At 32.3% G+C, this 22141-nt stretch carries 15 protein-coding genes; 4 read left to right on the forward strand and 11 right to left on the reverse strand.

The window, feature by feature from the left end:
* Positions 1-202: 202 nt before the first annotated feature.
* The gene (locus tag JBL43_RS10550; protein ID WP_198841402.1) at positions 203-2983 is read right to left on the reverse strand and encodes a helix-turn-helix and ligand-binding sensor domain-containing protein; all 2781 of its coding nucleotides are present in this window, start codon (positions 2981-2983) and stop codon (positions 203-205) included.
* A 274-nt stretch (positions 2984-3257) separates the two neighbouring features.
* On the opposite strand from JBL43_RS10550, the gene JBL43_RS10555 reads away from it, so the two are divergent.
* The 4 genes from JBL43_RS10555 to JBL43_RS10570 all read left to right on the forward strand — a co-directional run bounded on the left by JBL43_RS10555 (position 3258) and on the right by JBL43_RS10570 (position 9481).
* Positions 3258-4601, forward strand: a complete 1344-nt coding sequence (locus JBL43_RS10555) for a M16 family metallopeptidase (RefSeq protein ID WP_198841403.1) — start codon at positions 3258-3260, stop codon at positions 4599-4601.
* A 103-nt stretch (positions 4602-4704) separates the two neighbouring features.
* A complete protein-coding gene (locus JBL43_RS10560; protein WP_198841404.1) occupies positions 4705-6765 on the forward strand; it encodes a M16 family metallopeptidase in 2061 nt (686 codons plus the stop codon).
* Positions 6766-6972: 207 nt separating this feature from the next.
* Positions 6973-7422, forward strand: a complete 450-nt coding sequence (locus JBL43_RS10565; protein ID WP_198841405.1) for a protein-disulfide reductase DsbD domain-containing protein — start codon at positions 6973-6975, stop codon at positions 7420-7422.
* Between the two features lie 67 nt (positions 7423-7489).
* Positions 7490-9481: a protein-disulfide reductase DsbD family protein gene (locus tag JBL43_RS10570; RefSeq protein ID WP_198841406.1), complete on the forward strand. Its 1992-nt coding sequence runs from the start codon at positions 7490-7492 to the stop codon at positions 9479-9481.
* Positions 9482-9814: 333 nt separating this feature from the next.
* On the opposite strand, the gene JBL43_RS10575 is transcribed toward JBL43_RS10570, so the two are convergent.
* The 10 genes from JBL43_RS10575 to JBL43_RS10620 all read right to left on the reverse strand — a co-directional run bounded on the left by JBL43_RS10575 (position 9815) and on the right by JBL43_RS10620 (position 22130).
* Positions 9815-10021, reverse strand: a complete 207-nt coding sequence (locus JBL43_RS10575; protein WP_198841407.1) for a YgaP family membrane protein — start codon at positions 10019-10021, stop codon at positions 9815-9817.
* A gap of 16 nt (positions 10022-10037) precedes the next feature.
* A complete protein-coding gene (locus JBL43_RS10580) occupies positions 10038-10346 on the reverse strand; it encodes a hypothetical protein (protein ID WP_198841408.1) in 309 nt (102 codons plus the stop codon).
* Between the two features lie 98 nt (positions 10347-10444).
* Positions 10445-13702 (reverse strand): efflux RND transporter permease subunit, encoded by a 3258-nt coding sequence (locus tag JBL43_RS10585; protein WP_198841409.1) that lies wholly within the window; start codon positions 13700-13702, stop codon positions 10445-10447.
* A gap of 156 nt (positions 13703-13858) precedes the next feature.
* Positions 13859-14935, reverse strand: a complete 1077-nt coding sequence (locus tag JBL43_RS10590; RefSeq protein ID WP_198841410.1) for an efflux RND transporter periplasmic adaptor subunit — start codon at positions 14933-14935, stop codon at positions 13859-13861.
* 80 nt (positions 14936-15015) lie between these two features.
* Positions 15016-16317, reverse strand: coding sequence for a TolC family protein (locus JBL43_RS10595; protein ID WP_198841411.1), 1302 nt, complete (start codon positions 16315-16317; stop codon positions 15016-15018).
* 476 nt (positions 16318-16793) lie between these two features.
* Entirely contained in the window at positions 16794-18248 is a 1455-nt protein-coding gene (locus JBL43_RS10600) for an NAD(P)/FAD-dependent oxidoreductase (protein ID WP_198841412.1), read from the reverse strand.
* A 331-nt stretch (positions 18249-18579) separates the two neighbouring features.
* On the reverse strand, positions 18580-19188 hold the full coding sequence (locus tag JBL43_RS10605) for a Tll0287-like domain-containing protein (protein ID WP_198841413.1): 609 nt from the start codon (positions 19186-19188) through the stop codon (positions 18580-18582).
* Positions 19189-19261: 73 nt separating this feature from the next.
* Complete coding sequence (locus JBL43_RS10610; RefSeq protein ID WP_198841414.1) at positions 19262-19561, reverse strand: hypothetical protein; 300 nt, start codon at positions 19559-19561, stop codon at positions 19262-19264.
* 158 nt (positions 19562-19719) lie between these two features.
* Positions 19720-20796, reverse strand: a complete 1077-nt coding sequence (gene cydB, locus JBL43_RS10615; RefSeq protein WP_198841415.1) for a cytochrome d ubiquinol oxidase subunit II — start codon at positions 20794-20796, stop codon at positions 19720-19722.
* A 2-nt stretch (positions 20797-20798) separates the two neighbouring features.
* Entirely contained in the window at positions 20799-22130 is a 1332-nt protein-coding gene (locus tag JBL43_RS10620) for a cytochrome ubiquinol oxidase subunit I (protein WP_198841416.1), read from the reverse strand.
* Positions 22131-22141: the final 11 nt, after the last annotated feature.

Here is a 22141-nt window from a genome sequence, read left to right on the forward strand (position 1 = left end):
CAAAAAATGAAATACATTTTAGTTACGTCAAGAGATGTTAAAATTGAAAAAATCACTATTGACGTAGTTTAAATCAATCTAAATTAGATTGATTTGGGAAGTAATATATAAAAATGACGTAGTAATGACGTATATATTAAGTAAATGAAATTCATATTATGACAAATTTATAACGTTAAAATTATCACATTTACAAAATTGACTAGTAAATTTTCAAGAATGTTTGCAAATCTTCCTTGTCTAAATTCAATTTCTTTTTAAGTCGGTAACGATGTGTTTCAACTCCTCTTTCAGATATATTCATTAATGGGGCAATTTCTTTCGTTAGCATGTTCATTTTAATATATGCACACAATTTCAAATCTTTATGAGTCAATTTTGGAAATTGTTTTTTTAAGCCAATGAAAAAGTCTTCATGAACTTGATTAAAATTATACTCAAAAATTTTCCATTCATCTTTTTGACCTAATGACCCATCAATTTTCTTTAATAATTTTTGATAAAGTTCTGTGTCAAAGCTATTCCTGTTTAAAACAAATTCTCTTTTTAAATTGGTTAACGTCTCATTTTTCTTAACTAATGACATCGCATTGTTGGCCAGTTGCTTACTTTTTAATTTAACTTCACTTTTTAAGCCCTCATTTCTAATGGATATCAATCGTTTTTCATTTTCTATTTCTGCTTCTTTAAGAATAATAGCTTGTTTTTTTTCTAAATCGAGCTGCAAAAGCCGCTGCTCCTTGGCAATTTTACCCTTATGCAGAAAATAAAATATAGCCATTATTAATAGTCCTAATAACATATATAGTACATATCCTGTTTTGGCTCTATACCACGGTGGACTCACGTTAAAATTTAAATTTATTGCTTCAGAAGGATTTTTAAAACTATTATTTGATCGAAAATATAGATTATAATCACCTTCTGTTAAATTATTCAATTCTATTTTTTCATTTTCAATAGCTATCCATTTAGTTGGTGAAATGGTATCAAATGTGTATTCGAAAAAATGGTTTGCTGTAGCATCAACTGTTAAACCAATGGAAACGTTACTTTTATATTTAAAATCTTCTTTATTAATATGGTCAAGGGTAAGGTTTTTTCCATTTAACTTAAAATTATCTATAAAAGGTTTTAACGGCTTCTTGTTTAAGATTTTTTTAGATGTGTCAGTAATCAGAAAGCCGTCATTTAAACTTAGTGCTAACTGGTTACCATTAAAATTAGAAATATTTTCATAACCAATGACCAACCTATTCTTTAAATATTCGTCGGTTACAATCATTTGATAATTAATGGTATTAAATGATTTAAATTCAATAGAAAGCTCTTGTTTTAAGCTAAGGATATTTTCATTTTCTTCTGATATCACATACGCATGCTTACCAAATTCATTATTTAAAATGGGGGCATCTACTATACTATCTCTTAAGGCTTCATATTTTTGCCACCCTTCATTCGTCTTAAAACAAATGTCATTTTTAATTTTATAAACACGAACATTATATTCTGAATTCAAACCTTTGGTACTATAATTTCTAATACTGACGATACTATCATAGTTGACATCAAATTTAATTCGATACAACCCCTTATAGGCATGTGCAGCCCAAGCAGTAGATTTATTTTCAAAAACCAAAAAGCGAAAAGGATTTGTTGTTGCTCCTAAATGTTTTACTTGCCAAGTACTTCCCTCTTTTTTATAAGATACCAACCCAACATAGGTGCCTTGGACATAAATATTTTGTCGCTCTGGTACTTTTTTTATAACCCATCCACCAGCATGTGATGATACTAATTTTAATTTTTTATGCTCTACTAAATAGGTCCCATTATTATGACCACAAAATAATTGGCCATTAATCTCTTTTAAATCCCAAACTTGACCTTGAGAATGAGCTATAAATTCTAACTTATTTTCTTTATCTAAATAATAAAGTCCGGTGTTACTGCCAATATAAGTAGTGTTTTTAAAATTAATTATATCATAGACGGCCCCTAGTTTCCCTGAGCTGTCATTATAAAAAACAAGATTTGAACTCATATCAATTTGAGCAATTCCACTATTTAACCCTAACCATAGTTTACCATCATTCGTCAATTTTTGCCCTAAAATGGTATTATTAAGCAAACCGTTTTCCTTATTCACTTGAAATTCAATTTCTCCTTTCTTATTCGTAATATAAAGTCCATTTTGGATGGTACCAAACATCAAGTTGTTATTATTTTTCGAAAAATTATTTAGCTGATACTTCTTTAGTTCTTTATTTATTGGAGCTTGCCAAGGAAAAAGTTTATTATTTTCATATATAAAACAACCATGCAAAGCTGTACCTATTAACAATCTATTATTTTGATAGTTCGTAATAAAACTTACTTTTTTCTCCTTTAATACTTCTTCCGTAATAAAAGGGATTAATTTATTATTCTTTAGACTAAAAATACCATGCCTTAAGGTGGCTACATAAAATTGATTATCAACTACATGACAAGAAATTGTTGTTGAAGGAGGATGTATAATTTCTATTTTATCGTCTTTATAGATGTAAATATTAAAAAATGAACGAAAAATAATAGCATCATTCCATTCCGTAATTTGCCAAAATTCTTCATCTTGAAAAGGTTGCCCTTTAATCAAATCACTTAAAGAATGATATTCTAAAACACCTTGTTCATTTTTTTGCCAATAGCCAAATTCTTCATAAGAGCCCACATAAATTCTTCCCTCTTTATGCAATACAGAACGCATAACCGTTTTATTGGGCATTTCAGAAAGGGTCCACTTAATACCATCAAAAGTTAAAAGTCCGCTGTTGTTTGCTACATATAATTGACTGTTGTCCGTTTTTGATAATCCCCAATTTTGATTACCCGCATTATAATCAGCAATAGAATAATTTTTAAAATAAGGACTAAACTGAGCATTTAATACCGAACAAAAGAAATTAACGAGTATAAAGAATATGTAAATAGATTTTCGCATTGATTGTTGGAAATCAGAAACCAAAGATAAAGATTATATTATGGAATTCTTTGATGCTAACTTAGCTCTTTAAATTAACTATTAAGTTGAAAAACTAAAAATGATGGAAAGATTCACTCTTGAAAGAAATTAAAAAATATACAGAAAGTGAATTCAATAAAATATATTTAAATTTGACACTTACTTAAATAACAATTTGACACAAATATCAAGTAAATAAAAGGATTAGTAAAATTTCACTTATATATAATTATTAAATTTAAATCGTTAAACAATGAAGAAAAACTATTTTTTATTAACCTTAGCATTATTATTATCTCTGGGTATAAGGGCTCAGGAAGTTGCTTTTGAAGAGTATAATTTAGATAACGGATTACATGTTATTTTACATCAAGACAATGGTGCTCCAGTAGTAACAACAGGAGTTATGTACCATATTGGTGCAAAAGATGAAGTGGCTGGTAGAAGTGGTTTTGCCCACTTTTTTGAACACTTATTATTTGAAGGAACTGAAAACATAGAACGTGGTAAATGGTTTGACATCGTTTCGGCAAATGGTGGTAGCAATAATGCGAACACCACACAAGACCGTACCTATTACTATGAAGTATTTCCATCTAACAGTTTAGAATTGGGATTATGGATGGAAAGCGAACGTATGATGCATCCAGTTATTAATAAAATTGGGGTAGACACTCAAAATGAAGTTGTTAAAGAAGAAAAAAGACAACGTATTGATAATGCACCTTACGGCAAGATAATCTATAGAACAGGAGTTAATAAACACATTTTTAATAAGCATTCATATAAAAATTCTGTAATTGGGAGTATGGAAGATTTAGATGCTGCTGAACTGTCCGAATTTATCGATTTTAATAAAAAATTCTATAATCCTAATAATGCCGTTTTAGTGGTTGCTGGAGATATTAATATCGCCGAAACAAAAAAGATGGTACAAGATTATTATGGCCCAATAAAAAACAATGCAGAAAAATTTGTAAGAACTAAAATTGAAGAAGACCCTATTACAGAGCCAATAAAAGTAACTGAATATGATAGTAATATTCAAATTCCATTAAAAGCATTGGTGTATAGAACACCTGGAATGACCGAAAGAGATTCATATGTATTAGATTATATCTCTACCATTTTAACTGGAGGTAAAAGCTCTAGGTTGTACAAAAAAATGGTTGATGATAAAAAAATGGCATTACAAGTATTGGCATTTTCTGATGCTCAAGAAGATTACGGTACTTACATAATGGGAGCTTTACCAATTGGTGATGTTACTTTAGATGATTTAGCAAAGGATATGGATGAAGAAATTGTAAAACTACAAACCGAACTTATATCTGATAAAGAATTACAAAAACTAAAAAATCAATTTGAAAATCAATTCGTAAATTCAAATAGCAGTATACAAGGTATTGCAAATTCATTAGCTAGAAATTTTATGCTAAAAGGAGATACCAATTTAATTAATAAAGAGATTGAAATTTATCGTGCAATAAGTAAAGAAGATATCATGCGAGTGGCTAAAAAATACTTAAATGAGAACCAACGATTAGATTTGGATTACTTACCTGAATCTGCAAAAGAGGTTGGAGATTCAAAATAAACGAAAAATAACAATTAAAAGAGTACCGCATTTGCGGGAATGATAGCATAAACAATTATACAGTAACAAGCCTAGCAATACTAGGTTTCAACAAATTAAAAAAATGAAAAATAAAATATTAATTATAATAGCATTTTTTGTGATTTCTTTGAGCATTACAGCACAAATTGACCGATCTAAAATGCCAGTTTCTGGGCCTACCCCAACTATAAACATAGGTAAACCTTATACTTTTCAATTAAAAAACGGATTGACTGTTTTGGTAGTAGAAAATAATAAACTACCAAGAGTTAGTTTTAGTTTATCTATGGACAACGCATCACATGCTGAAGGAGATAAAGCTGGAGTTTCTAGCTTAGTAGCAACACTTCTAGGTAACGGTTCTAAAACAATAAGTAAAGACGCTTTTAATGAAGAAATTGACTTTTTAGGAGCATCAATTAATTTTGGTTCAGAAAGTGGTTACGCGTCTTCATTATCAAAATATACCAATCGTATACTTGAGTTATTTAGCGATGCTGCATTAAATCCTAATTTTACCCAGGAAGAATTAGATGCTGAAAAAGTAAAACTTATTGAAGGCATTAAATCAGGTGAAAATAGTGCTGCCGCTGTAGCATCAAGAGTAAATGATGTTTTAGCTTACGGAAAAAACCATCCTTATGGTGAATATATTACAGAAGAAACCATAAATAATGTTTCTTTAAATGATATTGAGTCTTTTTATAAAGATTATTTTAAACCAAATAATGCATATTTAGTTATAAGTGGTGATATTAAAGCTAAAACAGCTAAAAAACTAATTAGTAAAGCGTTTAAAAAATGGACACCTTCAACTATCAGTATTTCAGCTAATTTAACACCAACAGATTTAGAAAGTAGTGAAATTGATTTTATAGATATGCCTAATGCAGTACAATCTGAATTGGCTATTATGAATTTAGCTCAACTAAAAATGGCCGATGAGGATCATTTTTCTGCTTTAATTGCAAATTATATATTAGGAGGAGCTTTTGGTAGTTATTTGAATATGAACTTAAGAGAAGAACATGCTTACACTTATGGTGCAAGATCTTCATTAAGCCGAAACAAAAGACAAGTTGCTCAATTTATTGCCAGCACAAAAGTAAGAAATATGGTTACTGATAGTGCCGTAGTTGAAATGCTTAAAGAAATTAAACGAATTAAAACAACTCCAGTTTCTGATGAAGACCTTAAAAATGCTAAAGCTAAATATTTAGGTAGTTTTATTATGGCATTAGAAAATCCTCGCACTATTGCTAGTTATGCAGTAAATATAAAAACTCAAAAATTACCTGAAAATTTTTATGAGACATATATTGCTAAGATAAATGCTGTTACTAAAGAAGATATTCAACGTGTTGCGAATACATATTTTAAGTTAGATAAGGCTAGAATTGTAATTGTTGGAAAAGGAAGTGAAGTAGCCAATGCTCTAGAAAATATCTCATTTGATGGTAAAAAAATTCCGGTAAAATACTTTGACAAGTATGCTAACGCAATTGAAAAGCCTGTTTTCGAAATTCCTATTCCTGACGGAGTAACTGCTGCCACAGTAATGCAAAAATACATCGATGCCATTGGTGGAAAAGAAAAATTAAAAAATGTGAAATCTGTAGTCGTTACTGCTAAAGGAGAAATGCAAGGAATGACTTTTGACTTAGAAACTAAAACAACTGCTGATAATAAATTTGCCATGGATTTAAAAATGGCTGGTAATTCTATGAGTAAGCAAGTTTTTGACGGTGAAAAAGGATATATGGTAATGCAAGGTCAAAAAATGGATATACCTGCAACAGAATTAAAAAGTTATAAAGCTGCATCATATCCTTTTCCTGAAATGCATTATCAAATAGATAGTATTTCATTAGAAAAAATAGAAATTGTAGATGGTAAAAAAGCTTTTGCCATAAAAGTTTCTAAAAATATGACCAATTTTTATGATATGGAAAGTGGTTTAAAAATCAAACAAGTAACTACAACCCCTATGGGAGAGCAAGCTTTAGGTTTTGAAAACTATAAAGAAATAGAAGGTGTTCAATTTCCTTACTTGTACAAACAAGCTTTTGGTCCACAAAGTGTTGAATTTATCGTATCAGAAATTAAAATCAATAGCGGTATCGGAAAGAATGATTTTAAATAGGGTTTTGATCGAAAATTAAGTCGGTTATAATTATAAAATTATTACTTTAAAGAGAATCACCTCGTTTATATTTCGAGGTGATTTTTTTATTTAAGAAACCTCTGTATGCTCTTACAACTAACTTTAACCAAAGTTTAACAATACTAAACTGACAGTAAATGGTTATTTTTACGCCTAAATAGACTTGTTTAATTATAAAAATTTATCATGAAAAAATTATATATACTTTTTTTAATAGTTTCTTTAACCACTTCTGTATTACAAGCTCAAATAATAAACCCTGTTAAATGGTCAACTTCAGTTAAGAAAATATCTGAAACCGATTATGAATTGTCTGCAATAGCAACTATTGACTCAGGTTGGCACTTATACTCACAAAATGTTCCCGAAGATGGTCCTATCCCCACTACGTTTACCTTTAAAAGTAATGCAAATTATGTAAAAAAAGGGAATACCAAAGAAGAGGAAGGTCATACTATAAATGATCCTGTTTTTGAAATGAAAATTAAATTTTTTGAAGATAAAGCTACCTTTAAACAAAGGGTTAAAATTTTAAAAACTACCAAAACTATTAGTGGTGAAGTTGAGTTTATGGTCTGTAATGATACACAATGTTCGCCACCCACAACGGTAGATTTAGAGTTTAATTTGAATTAATTTCTTTTTTTTGATAGTTCTTAAAAAAACTTACGTCTTAGTTAAAACATAAAAAATAATTATATAAATGTCAAAATTTTTAATTACCCTTTTCTTAGCTTTTTTATCCTTCTCATCAATCCATGCACAAATTATTGATCCCGTTAAATGGACTACTTCAGTTGAAAAAAATTCTGATACAGAATATACACTAATTGCGACTGCAACTATTGAATCTGGCTATCACTTATATGCTCAAAATGTACCAGAAGATGGGCCAATACCCACAACATTTACATTTTATACCAATGATGATTTTGAGTTGGTTGGTAACACTAGTGAAGAAAAAGGACATACTGTAGATGATGCTGTGTTTAAAATGAAAATTAAATATTTTGATACCAAAGCTGAGTTTAAACAACGTATTAGAATCTTAAATAATGAGTTATCCGTTGTAAAAGGCGAGGTTGAATATATGGCCTGTAATGATGTACAATGTACACCACCAACTATAAAAGATTTTAATTTTAATATTAAAAATACCCTAACTCCCGATTCTGACAAAGTAAATGCTACTGCTGATGCCGAAATTGAAAAATCAGCGAATACAACCACCGATGCTGTAAATAGCGATACACCTAAAGAAGAATCGCAAAGAGGATTGTGGACGATCTTTTTTATCGCTTTTTTATCAGGTTTTGCGGCTCTATTAACTCCATGTGTATTTCCTATGATTCCTATGACGGTGAGCTTCTTTACCAAACAAAGTAAATCGAAAGCAGCGGGAATTAGAAATGCAGTTATTTATGGAATTTCAATTATAGCAATCTATTTAATTTTAGGTATCGCTGTGACTGGTATTTTTGGAGCTGATTCTTTAAATGCATTAGCTACCAACGTATGGTTTAATGTCATTTTCTTTTTACTTTTAGTTGTTTTTGCGGTATCTTTTTTAGGTGCTTTTGAAATTACTTTGCCAAGTTCTTGGGGCACAAAAATTGATAATCAAGCAGACAGAGGTGGACTTATAGGTATCTTTTTTATGGCTTTAGCATTAGCAATTGTTTCCTTTTCTTGTACAGGTCCAATTGTTGGTACTTTATTGGTAGAAGCAGCTTCTAAAGGTGGACTTGCACCAGTTATTGGTATGTTTGGCTTTTCTTTAGCTATTGCCCTACCCTTTGCACTTTTTGCAGCGTTCCCTGGATGGTTAAATTCATTACCAAAATCTGGTGGATGGTTAAATACAGTTAAAGTGGTGTTGGGATTCTTAGAATTAGCATTGGCGTTTAAATTCTTATCTCAGGCCGACTTAGTGTTGCAATTACATTGGTTAGAACGTGAAGTTTTTATTGCCATATGGATCACTATTTTTGGAACCTTAGCACTTTATTTATTCGGAAAAATAAAACTACCACATGATTCACCTTTACCTCATATTTCAGTAGGTAGATTGAGTTTAGGATTGGTAGCCTTAACCTTTACTATTTATATGATTCCTGGCCTATGGGGAGCTCCATTAAATGTAATTTCAGCCTTTCCTCCACCATTGGACTATAGTGAATCGCCTTACGGTGTTGGTAACTCAAAATCTGGAGGTTCATCTACAATTACAGAAATACCTGAAGGAGCTCATTTATTGGCTCCACATGATATATTGGCGTTTAATGATTATGATTTAGGATTGGCTTATGCTAAAAAAGTAGGTAAACCTGTGATGTTAGATTTTACAGGCTGGGCTTGTGTTAATTGTCGTAAAATGGAGCAAAACGTATGGCCAAAACCAGAAATTTTAAATAAGTTAAAAAATGACGTAGTCTTAATTTCTCTTTATGTAGATGATAAACGTCCATTACCTGAAGGTGAAGAAGTCGACTCAAAATTACGTCCTGGTAAAAAACTAAAATATATTGGTCAAAAATGGAGTGAATTTCAAACCATTCGTTTTAAAGCGAATACGCAACCTTTTTATGTATTAATGGGACATGATGAAGAAAATCTAAATACGCCTGTTGCTTATACACCAGACGCTGATGAATACTTGGATTGGCTGGAAGATGGTATTGGGAACTTTAAATAAGATCGGAGACCCAAGTCTATAGTAAAACATTACATGTTTAACAATAAAAAAGTACCCTTTTAACTTATAAATGGGTACTTTATTTATACAATGCTTACATACTAATAAAGTTATCAATTATACATTATATTCAACTACTTCTATACTTAGCAAACTAAACTCTTCTCTTTTGCTCTCTACATCGTTCGTACTGACAGTAGTACATTGCAAAAACCACTTTCCGTTTTTTTTTAAAATTAAACTTATAGAATTCCATTTTTAGTTCCCTACTCCACTTGAATAGACAATCTAAACAGAGTACTATAATTCTAACTAAAGCGTAAAATAATAGCATTATACTTTACACCCGCCACCTTCTTCTTTTACACCTAGTTTCATTAAAATTTTACTTAAAAGGCACCAATTTGTAAATGCAGATTGAAATAAATTGGCTCCCACAAATAAGGTAAACCATAACCAATTTGGATTTACAAACATACCCAATAAAACACTGGCCATAATAAAGACCCCAACAATAGCATTCATATAATTCTGTAACATCTCTTTCTTTTTTTAATTAATTTGATCGTTCTATATCCATCACCGCCAAATGTACTTTTGACAGCGTTTTTTGTCCGTTGTTAAATTTCTCTACCAAAGAAAATACCTGGTCTACATTCTCTTTTTTTACAAAAGCATAGAACAGTAATGATTCGCTTTCATTGATTTCACCAGCAAACCAGTTAGAACCCACAGATTCTTCTTCAGAACTATTTCTGAACCCTTTAACTTCTTGATATGAAAAAACGTTAACTTCAGAATTTTTTAATATGCTTTTGATCTCTTTTTCAAAAGCGGATATTGCGGTAATTATTAATAGTTTCATGTCTCTATTCTTTTTTGTTTACACTTAACCTTTTCACTAAAAAGGAAATCATATAAATATTAAATCTCTTATAAAGTGACGAATGCGATTAGATTATACTACTCCTCGCCTTTCAATTCAATTTCTTTTGTTTCCAGACTTTTATTTTCACCTTGATCAACATGTTCCCATTTTTTCTTCTCTATCATATAATACACTAAAGGCACAACCAATAACGTCAACACCGTAGAAACAATAGTTCCCCCCATTAATGATATGGCTAACCCTTGGAAAATTGGATCAAACAGAATAACAAAGGCCCCAATAACGACTGTTCCAGCCGTTAATAAAATAGGAGTGGTTCTCACTGCTCCAGCTTCAATAGCTGCTTGTTTTAAAGGAATCCCATCAGCCGTTCTTAGATTGATAAAGTCAATTAATAGCACTGAATTCCGCACCATAATACCTGCTAAGGCAATCATACCTATAAATGAAGTTGCTGTAAAAAATGCCCCCATAATCCAGTGTCCTAGAATAATTCCAATTAATGATAACGGAATAGCCACCATCATCACAATTGGTGCTTTAAAGTTTTGAAACCATCCTACAATTAAGATATAAATCAAAATAATAGCACCTAAAAAAGCAATTCCTAAATCTCTGAACACTTCTAAGGTAATTTGCCATTCCCCATCCCATTTTACGGTATAGTTATCTTCAAAGTCAGGTTGACCCAAGTACATTTCATTTATTTCATAGCCCTTTGGCAAAGCAATCTCTTTTAACTTTTCTTCCATTCCTAGAATAGCATACGCGGGACTTTCCAATACACCCGCCATATCTGCCATCACATAAACCACACGTTTTTGATTTTTATGAAAAATGCTTTTCGCACTTACGGCTTCTTTAATTGTAACCAAATCAGCGATTGGTACCATATTTCCTTGTTTAGATTTCACTTTAAGTTGAGAAATATCCGTAATGGTCGATTTCTCTTTTTCGTCTAGACTTAAAACTAATCCCACTTGGTTTATCGCATCTTCATCATATAATGTAGTTATGGCTCTATTAGATAACGCCATATTCATTGTATACGCAATCTGTTTTGGTGCCACACCATACAACATGGCTTTTTCTTTATTGATTTCAAATTGATATTCTATCTGATCCGCTTCAACCATCCAATCTACATCTACAACATCGTCTGTATTATTTAAAATTGACTTAATGTTATCCGCAATTTTTATTTGCTCATTATAATCTGGTCCATAGACTTCTGCTACAATGGTTGACATTACAGGAGGTCCCGGTGGGACTTCTACTAATTTTACATTGGCATTGAATTTTGAAGCTATTTTTTGAATATCTGGACGCAATAATTTGGCTATATCATGACTTTGTGCTGTTCGATCGTTTTTATCAATTAAATTTACTTGAATATCAGCCATATTACTACCACCACGCAAATCGTAATGACGTACCAAACCGTTAAACGTAATAGGTGCAGATGTACCTACATAATTTTGATAATTTATAATCTCTGGTCGAGAAGATAAGTATTGAGCAATTTCTTGAGTTACAACACCTGTTCGCTCTAATGTTGTGCCTTCTGGCATATCAATTACCACTTGAAATTCATTCTTGTTATCAAAAGGCAGCATTTTTACCACAACCGATTGAGTGAAGAATAACAACATCGTAGCTAATAAAACTACAAACGTAACTCCTAAAAATATCCAACGTTTTGCTTTACTTTCCATTAATGGACGCTCAAACTTATTGTACAAACGGTAAATTATGGTGTTTTCTAAAGGCTTTTCAACTTTTTCTGGCTCCCCTTTTTTAGTTTTTTCTCTTAAAAATATATAACCTAAATATGGTGTAACCGTAAGAGCTACAAACAATGACAATATCATTGCAATGGATGCTCCAATTGGCATTGGTGCCATATAGGGTCCCATTAACCCAGAAACAAAAGCCATTGGTAATACAGAAGCGATTACGGTAAATGTTGCCAAAATAGTTGGGTTACCAACTTCATTAATAGCATACAAAGCCGCTTGTTTAAATGGTAAACGCTTCATTTTAAAATGCCTATGCATATTTTCTGCAATAATAATGGAATCATCCACCACAATACCTGTTACAAAAACCAAAGCAAATAATGTAATTCGGTTTAACGTGTAATCCATTATATAATAGCTTAACAACGTCAATGCAAATGTAATAGGTACAGATAAAAACACCACCAAACCACCACGCCAGCCCATGGCAAGCATTACTACAAAAGTTACCGCTATGATTGATCCTATAAGGTGTAACAATAACTCAGAAACTTTATGAGATGCTGTTTCTCCATAATTTCTAGTAACTTCAACATGTACATCATCAGGAATCAATGAGGCACGCAGGTGGTCCACTTTATCAATAATTAATTCTGCAATTTTCATGGCATCTGCACCTTTTCTTTTGGCAACAGAAATAGTTACTGCAGGATAATCAGATTTATAATCAGATGCTTTTTCACTTCCTTGACCAAAACCTAAACTCACATAATTTTGAGGTACTTCAGGTCCATCAATAATTTTTGCTACTTGTTTTAAATAAATCGGTTGATTTTGTTGCACACCAACAACCAAGTTTTCAATATCTGTAACGGTTTGTAAAAATTTTCCGGTATTTATGAGAAACTCTGTATCATTTTTATCAAAACTACCAGAATTCAATTGGCTATTATTAGCGTTTATCATTTCAGAAACTGATAAAAAATCTAAACCACTTGCAGCCAATTTATCTTTATCTAAAACCACACGTAATTGACGGTCTCTACCTCCTATTTTATGGGTAATAGAAACATCATTTACTTTTTTAATTTCCTCCTCTAGTTCATCAGCCATTTGGCCCAATTGATAATCGTCATAATTCTCACTCCATAGTGTTAAACCAAGCATAGGTACATCGTCAATAGCACGTGTTTTTACTAATGGAAACGTTACGCCCTCCGGCATTTTGTCCATATGCTTATTAATTTCGTTGTATAATTTTACAAACGAACGCTCAATATCTTCACCTACATAAAACTGAACAGTGACCATACCCTGCTCTTTCATAGCTGTAGAATACACATATTCGACCCCTTTCACATTAGAAATTAATTGCTCCAATGGTTTGATAACACGCGATTCTACTTCGGTTGGACTAGCCCCAGGATATCCTATAAAAATATCTGCCATAGGCACATCAATTTGTGGCTCTTCCTCACGTGGAATTAAAAACGAACTATAAACACCAACAACCATAAATACAATCATTAACAGCACTGTTAATTTCGATTGCATAAAGACTTTGGCAATTTTACCTGCGATTCCTTCTTTCATTTTTTACTTATTTTTTGGGCGTTTAAACAGGCTATCCACTGTATCTTTTTACGTGTTCTCGATACAAATTTGCTTAGGCAAATTCACTCGAACTAACGTAAAAAGGATGTCGTTTTTATCCTTAACGCAATAATTCTTATTTCTTTCCTTGTTTGGTTACTGTACACTAATTTTTGCTCCATTATAAAGCTTGCCTTCAGCTGAAACAATATATGCTTCGTCAGCATTTAAACCTGACAATACTTCCACTTGATCACCATAGGTTCTCCCTAAACGCAACCAACGTAATAATGCTGTATTGCTCTCACTTACCGTATAAATACCAGACAATTGACCTTTAGATATTATGGATTCAACAGGTATCAAAATGGCTTGATTCTTAGTTTGTTTTTCAATCGGAAATTGAACACTAACAAACATTCCAGAAAGAATAGCTGCTTCTGTTTTATCTAAACCTATTTTAACTAAATATTGACCCCCTGTATTTTTTGCCGATGTGCTCACTTCCGTAACCTTACCTTTTAGGGTAGCTCCAATTGACTTCACTAAAACAGCAACATCTGCTCCCTTTTTAATACGTGAAATTTCTGTTTCTGGCACCATCGCCATGACTTCAAAATTACCAGGAGTTTCTAAACTTATTAAAGGCATTCCAGGATTTGCCATATCACCCGCATCAATGTTTTTACTGGTTACCACACCACTAAAAGGAGCTATTATATTACTATAGGTGAATTGTGCATTAATTTCATTTTTCATTTGATTCGCAGATTCTAAACGTGCTTTTGCCATTTCAAAATTAGCCGTCATATCATCCATTTCTTTTTGTGATGCACTTTTTTCTGCAAATAAACTTTGAAAGCGTTTATAGTCTTTTTCAGCATTATTAAAAGCGGCAGTAGCTTCTGTAATACCTGCGTTTACTTGTGCTCTTTTCGCTTGCAAATCTGCATTATTAATTGAAACTAATAGTTGACCTTTCTTAACCTTATCACCAACCTTAACATATACCTTATTAACATACCCCATCATTCTGGTACTTAAATCGGCACTATTAGAAGCTTCTATTTTCCCGCTTACTGTAATAAATTGACCACCAGCTTCGGTAGTCTTACTCACCTTTACAGCAATAGGCGTTGAATTATCAGCACTGGTTTTGCTTTCTTCACTTCCACAATTCGCTAACAAAAGCGAAAGGACTGTTACTATGGTTATTTGAATGTATTTTCTCATTTTTATTTTTGTTTTTATATTCTTCGTGGTTCGTTGATTCCTTGATTTAGCTATTGCTAATTATTAATTTGATAATGCTACTACTTTGTCAAAAACTCGACATATTTCAATACATAATTGTGATTAAATACAGTACCATAATATTCCAATTGTTTTTGTGCAAATTGTGTTTCTGCCATTAATAAATCTGATGTTTTTTCGAGCCCTTGCTTAAATCTGTTTGTCCGAATTCGCAATGCTTCTTTTGATTGCTCTACTCCCAATTTTGAAAGTTTTAAATTGTTTTTTGCATCTTCTAAGTTGCGTTTGGCTTTATTAAGTTCTAAAGAACTTGTGGCTTTATATTGAGCCATTTCAAATTTCGATTTTTCAAAATCTGCTTTACTTTTTTGTGTTTTTCCAAAACGTTTTGAACCTTCAAAAATGTTCCAACTCAACGCTGCTCCAATAAGATATCCTTCAGCATCTCCTTTAAAGATTTCATCATCATATAATTCATAGCTACCAAAAAGGTTTAACCTTGGCATAAAACTCATTTTATCGGCTTTATACATTTTTTCATAAGCCAACGATGCCTTTTCATAAGCTTGTATGTCTTTTCTATTGTTTAGCACACTATTTTCTGTTATCATAGCTACAGCAACTGTCAATGAATCTATAGGTTTTAGAATCTTATCATTACTATCATTCATTAAAACCGATAAATAGTTTGAAGCATTGGCAATATTACTTTTAGCATATTGTAATTGATTTTCAATTTCTGTAACACGGACTTCAACTGCTAAAACATCTGCCTTTTGCATATAGCCTTGTTTAAAACTATTATCTGCAATACGTTGATTGTCCAATGCTGTTTCTTGTGCTTTTTGCAACACTTCAACTGTTTTATAGGCCAATTGTAATTGCATGTACGCTTTTTCAACCTCTAGAGACATATATTCTTTAGTACGTTCTGACTGTAATTCGGTAGCTTTTAATTTTGCTTTTGCAGCACTACGTTGGTAAAATCCATCAAAATTTAAAACCGGTTGTTGTACCTCTATTTTCGTCGCATAATTTTGAACCGTGGTAGGGTCATTTAATAAAGCCGGATTAAAATCATTTTGAGTTAAAACTTCTTGATTGAGTTTAAACCCAAAAGCCATTAAGGGATTTGTGGTTGACATTGCGGTATGAGAAACCCCAATGGTTGGCAATAGAATCGCATTGGTTTGCCTAAAATCACCTTGAGCTGCCTTTACATCTTGCTCTGCCATTTTTAAGCTATTATTTTGATCGTTCACTTTAGCGATCACTTCTTCTTTTGTTATTAATTTTACTTCTTGGGCATTTGATAGTAACGGTATTAGTATCAAAATTAAAGTATATAGTATTTGCTTCATTTCTAATTTATTTTAATGCAAAAATAGTGGTGGTTACTTCAATTGAAAGTAACCTATGTTACTGAGATATGATTTAAAACACCATTAGTGATTCACAGACGTTTCAACCTCTCCTTTTTTAATGATAATCTGTTTCTAAATAACTTAATTAGTCATCTAAAGCAATGTCATTATCAACGTTTACTTACTAAAAAGCACCTTACCACATGGGTAAGGTGCCTCCAAAAATCAACCAACTTATTATGAAAGAATCCGAAGACCCTTAAATAACCAACTTTTTAAACTTTTTTTCTAGTCCCCCCATGTCCACCTGCAACGACAATCAGTATTTTAATACTTAAATAAATATATTTAAAGAATTGAATAATGGGATTCATCATTATAAAACGCTTTGTTTTTGAGATTCTTTGTGTCATGGTTTTTTAGATTTTTATGCTATTCTTGATGTACTTGTTATTTTTATAAACTTCCCGAGATTATTCAGGTATTAACCACCAAAATGGTTTCATTTTCGCTTTATAAATAAATGCATAGTGTAAGGTTAATTTTAACCAGTGTCCTGCCAATCCTATTTCACCAAAAGTTTTTCCTAATTTTCTACCTTGCGTATCTGGATATTTTACATAATCAGGTACTATAGGATAGGTGGTAATGCTTACACCACTCCCTTTTGTCATTCCAAAACCTGCAGAGGCAATACAAGCAGCTCCCATATTCCCCATAGAACCTTTATGATTCAAAGTTTTTTTACCATTAATAATGTCTACAATATTTTCGGCTACCAATTTTGCAGTGATGCCGGATGGCATTCCTGTTCTTGGTGGTGCCGGAGAAATTGATGTCCCATTTTTACTTACTCTTGGCTTAGAAATAGCATGTGGTGGTGCAAATGCAATACCCGGAGCAAAAATATTTTTATAAGACGGATTCTGATAGGTCTCTGGCCAATCTTGTACCGTCCATTCTTCATAAGGTCTTGGCGTATAATCAGCATCTACAATCATAAAGCCTTTGAATAATTTCTCTGTGATATCCTTATCCTCTTTATCATAAGCTTTAAAGCCATGACCAGAAAATGCAGGTATTAACATGGCAAAATCATAAGTTTCTGTTTTGTACTCTCCGTCTAAGGTTTCATAGTGAGCCAGACCATCTTCAATTTTATTGACTGCCGCTCCAATAATCCAATTGATCCCTCGATCTTCAAAAATCATTTCAATCATTTCATTTGACCTCATAATATTGCTACCATAACTTAGTAGCATACCATCCATACCAAAATCTCCTAATTGATATTCATTGGCAATCCAAGTTATTTCTACCATCTCTCTTACATCATGTCTTCTTAATTCTTGTTCAACATTTAAAATGTATTCAAAAGCAGCTCCTTGACATGTTGATTTGGCATGCCCCGTACCAATTAAAATTTTAGCTTTTTTTCCTTTTTTAACTTCTTCAATAAGTTCTTTTAATCCATGCCAAGCATGTTCTGCGTGGCCATACGTACAAACAGAATAGGCTTTGTTTTTACCAGGTTCTAAACCTTCGGTCATATCAAATGCTAATTTCGGACCTGTAGCATTTATTAAAAAATCGTAAGTTACTTTTTCAAAAGTATTTTTATCTTCTCCCTTAACATATTCAACCATTACATAAGGCTTGGTAACTTCTTTGTCACCTTCAGGGTGAAATGAAACGGCCTTGGCTTGTTTAAAACCAATGTTTTTCTTTTTATAAAGTGGCTCTAAAGGAAATAATATTTGTTCTGCTTTCATTCTACCTATACCTACCCAAATATTTGAAGGTATCCATTGATAATTACTATTTGGAGAAACCACAACAACTTCATGTTGTTTAGAAAGTTTTCTACGCAAATGAGAGGCCGCAACGTGTCCCGAAATACCAGCTCCTAAGATTACTATTTTTGCCATTGGTTGGTTATTTAATTGTAAAATTATAGCAATACACTTTATTGAAAAATGATTTGCATCAGTTTCATAAAAATGATTTGCTTCCGTAAAATTCAGTTTTTTATTTAACCTAAGTTGTAACTATTGTTACTTAGGCAAGTAGAAGTAAGACATAAGTTAATTGTGGGTAAACTTCCGTAATGAGATAAGTAAGTGAGTATCCTATAAAGTACCGCTTCGCCCCTTTAATTGTTTTTAAAAGTAAAAGGGCGTTAGGGCATACTGAAACTATTCAGTAAATGCTCTCCACAAGAAAAAAAGAGAGAAATTTCCAAGCTATAAAAATGTTATATCATTCACCCTCATCAAAAACAACATTCCAGATACCACGTACTTCATTGATTGCATATCCTTTGGCTTTGTCTTCAGGATACAATTTATCAATCATGGTCATCACCTGTGGTTTAATCTGTTCATTTGGTGTCCCATGACATTGCAGACACATTTGATTGGTTGCTATTGGATAATAAAAGTGTACTTTTCCGTCTTTCTTTTTAACAATACCTTCTGGTTGTTGACCAGCAGCTAATTGTTCTTTAAACGTTTTTATATACCCTAACTCTTCTGCATTGGCTTGATTGTCTGGATTTCTAGGCTTATCTGATACTCTTTTAATTATTGCTTTTTGAGCCATAGCCATACTATCCGTTAACGGAATGGCTTTCGTATTACAAAATTCAAGAGCATGTTCTGTCCCTTTTTTCTGGATGGCTCCCATTAAATTTTTACCCAACGTAGCTTTCGTACTCATGGCATATTTTAATCCTGTTGCCTTATAAATTGAGTCTTGAACTTGTTGTGTTTTTTGTGTTTCTTTTGCCGTATCTTTTTTGGTGTCAGATTTACAAGATGATATGGCTATCAATAGAAAGAATGTCATTAAAATAGTGTATTTTTTCATTGGTTTCAATTTTGATTATTATGTAAAATTACGCTCCTTGTCTTAATTCAACGTAACAACAGTTACATTGTAGTTATGCCTTATTTAACTTTGTAATGATGCGTTTCGCTAGTATTAATCCAACGGCACCACCAGTTAAAGAGACCAACATATTAATACTAAATAATGTGATATTTACTTCTCCTGATTGCATGATTGTAACAGGATCAAAACCAAGCCTACCTATAGATTTAATAAAAAATATACTCCCAAAAATTCCCGTAATGGTATTTGCGGTAAACCCTAAGCTGTATTTTTTAATTAGGAAACTTAAGAGGTTTGCCCCTAGCATACCCATAAAAATACTAATGATTGCAATTAAAGTATCTGTCATAAGAAAATAGTATTTCTCAATAAATAATTTCTTGAAATTTTATATTTTTCCTCACCCAAAACTGCCGTAAATGAAAGCTCTGAACTCACTCAAGGCGAGGTGAAACAAGAACCTCGAGGCAAAGCCATCGGTGAATTATTCAAATTAAAACAATTTATCTAGTGCTCTCCATAGCCTACATCATCCATTTTTCCACTAAAAACACGATATTGAATAAACATATACACCGCCACTAATACCGCAGCAATTACGAACCAATACACACCTACCGTTAAACCATATTCATGTGCCGCAACATTTTGTATGGTCAATGAAGGATTCACCGTATTTGTAGAAGGTAATACTTTTGGAAATATAGAAGCTACTGTGGTGGTTAATCCTCCAAATAAAAATAGTGAAGAAAACAAAAATCCTATGCCCTCTTTTTTAAATGATTTCACTTTAAACAAACCTAACAATCCTGTAAAAGTTAGTATTGGGAAAATCCAAAACCATGGATATTCCATGAAATTATGAAATGGATTCGGTTCTATATTATGCCATACAGATAACGAAATAATTACCAAGGCTAAGAGTACAAAGTTCAATCTAAATACAACTTTTCTCAATTTTTGATTCAGACCTGAATTTGTTTTAAAGATAATCCAATTGGCACCATGTATGGTGAGTGCCACAACGGCCACCAATCCTAATAATACCGTAAACCAATCAATAATTCCTAAATGTTCTGCTGTGGGACTGAAAGTAGGGTTCCATAAAGGCAAAAAGAAATAATGGGCCTCTACTGTAGAAACACCGTCTGTTACCATTCCTAAATTTACGCCTCTCACCACATTACCTAATGCAATACCAAAGAATAAGGCTAATAAAAGACTTGAAATCCCAAAGGCTTTATCCCAAATGGCTTCCCACATTTTATTATGGACTTGCCCTCTTAATTCTAAACCAATTGCTCTAAAAATGAGCAACCATAAAATCATAATTAAGGGTAAATAAAATCCGCTAAATGAGGACGCATACAATGTTGGAAAAGCAAAAAATAACACCCCGCCAACAGCGATTAACCAGACTTCATTGGCATCCCAAAATGGACCGATAGCATTTGTAATTGCTTTTTTATCCTTTTCCTCTTTTGCAAAAAAGAGATGAACAATACCTGCACCAAAATCATAACCATCTAAAATTATATAAACGGTAAGCATGATCATTAAAACGATATACCAAAATAACTCCATAATTAGTGATTTGAGGTTTCTGGCCCTTTGTTGATAATTTTACCAGCCAACATTAAAAATAAAAGCCCTAATAACAAATAAAGACCAATAAAACCTAATAAAGTAAACAAGGTGTTACCAGATGAAACTGTAGGCGATATGCCTTCTGAAGTCTTTAACAAATTATATACCAGCCAAGGTTGTCTACCCAATTCTGCCGTGTACCAACCTGTTGTATTTGCGATGTAAGGAAAGGGCAACATAAATAAAATTGACCAAAGTATCCATTTCGATTTATAGAGCTTCTTACGATATAATTGTAGTGCTGCTATTGCCATTAATCCAATAAAAAGTGTACCCAAACCTACCATTATATGATAAGAATAATACAAGCCAGGTACATTAGTAGGGTATAAACTTTCATCAAACTCATTCAATCCTTTAATTTCGGCTTCCCAATTTTGATAGGTTAAAAAACTCAACACGTTGGGCACTGCTATTTTGTTATCCAACTTTTTATTCTCCATATCGGGTTGGCCAATCAATACAATTTCTGACCCTCCTGTTTCCGTTTCAAAAATACCTTCCATCGCTGCAAATGCTACGGGCTGATGTTTCGCTACATTTTTAGCTACCCAATCCCCTGTTGGAAATGCCACAAGTACACTTGATATTAATCCAAAAATAACTCCTGTTTTTACAAAGAGCTTTCCGAAGTCACTATGTTTATTATTTAATAAATAGAAGGCTCCAATAGCCGCTACTACAAATGATGACGTTATTACGGAGGCCAATTGATTATGCAAATAAGCTGGCATTAACCAAGGGTTTGAAAACAATGCTCCAAAATTATTTAAAACAAATTTTCCGTTTTCTAAGATCTCGTAACCTACAGGAAATTGCATCCAAGAATGCGTGGCAATTATCAAATAACCACTTGCCCATGATCCTAAAAACACTAAAAACCCCGTTAAGAAATGGAGTTTTTGACCGAGTAGTTTCTCTCCGAAGAGAAAAAGTCCTAGAAAAGAGGATTCTAAAAAGAAAGAAAACATGCCTTCCATGGCGAGCGTCTGACCGATAATACCTCCTGTTAATTCTGAAAATTTTGCCCAATTGGTACCAAATTGAAACTCCATGGGAATTCCGGTAACTACACCCATGGCAAAATTGAGTGCGAATATTTTCATCCAAAATTTCGCGGCATCGTTATATTTTTCAATTTTACTCCTTAGGAATTTCCATTTAAAATAGACTATCATTAAGGATAAGCCCATGGTTAATTGGGGAAATAAATAATGGAATGTTATAGTAAATGCAAATTGCATCCTATCATAAAAGATCATATCTTCCATTGCAGACAAAT

Source organism: Aureibaculum flavum (genome assembly GCF_016406085.1).
GTDB lineage: Bacteria > Bacteroidota > Bacteroidia > Flavobacteriales > Flavobacteriaceae > Aureibaculum > Aureibaculum flavum.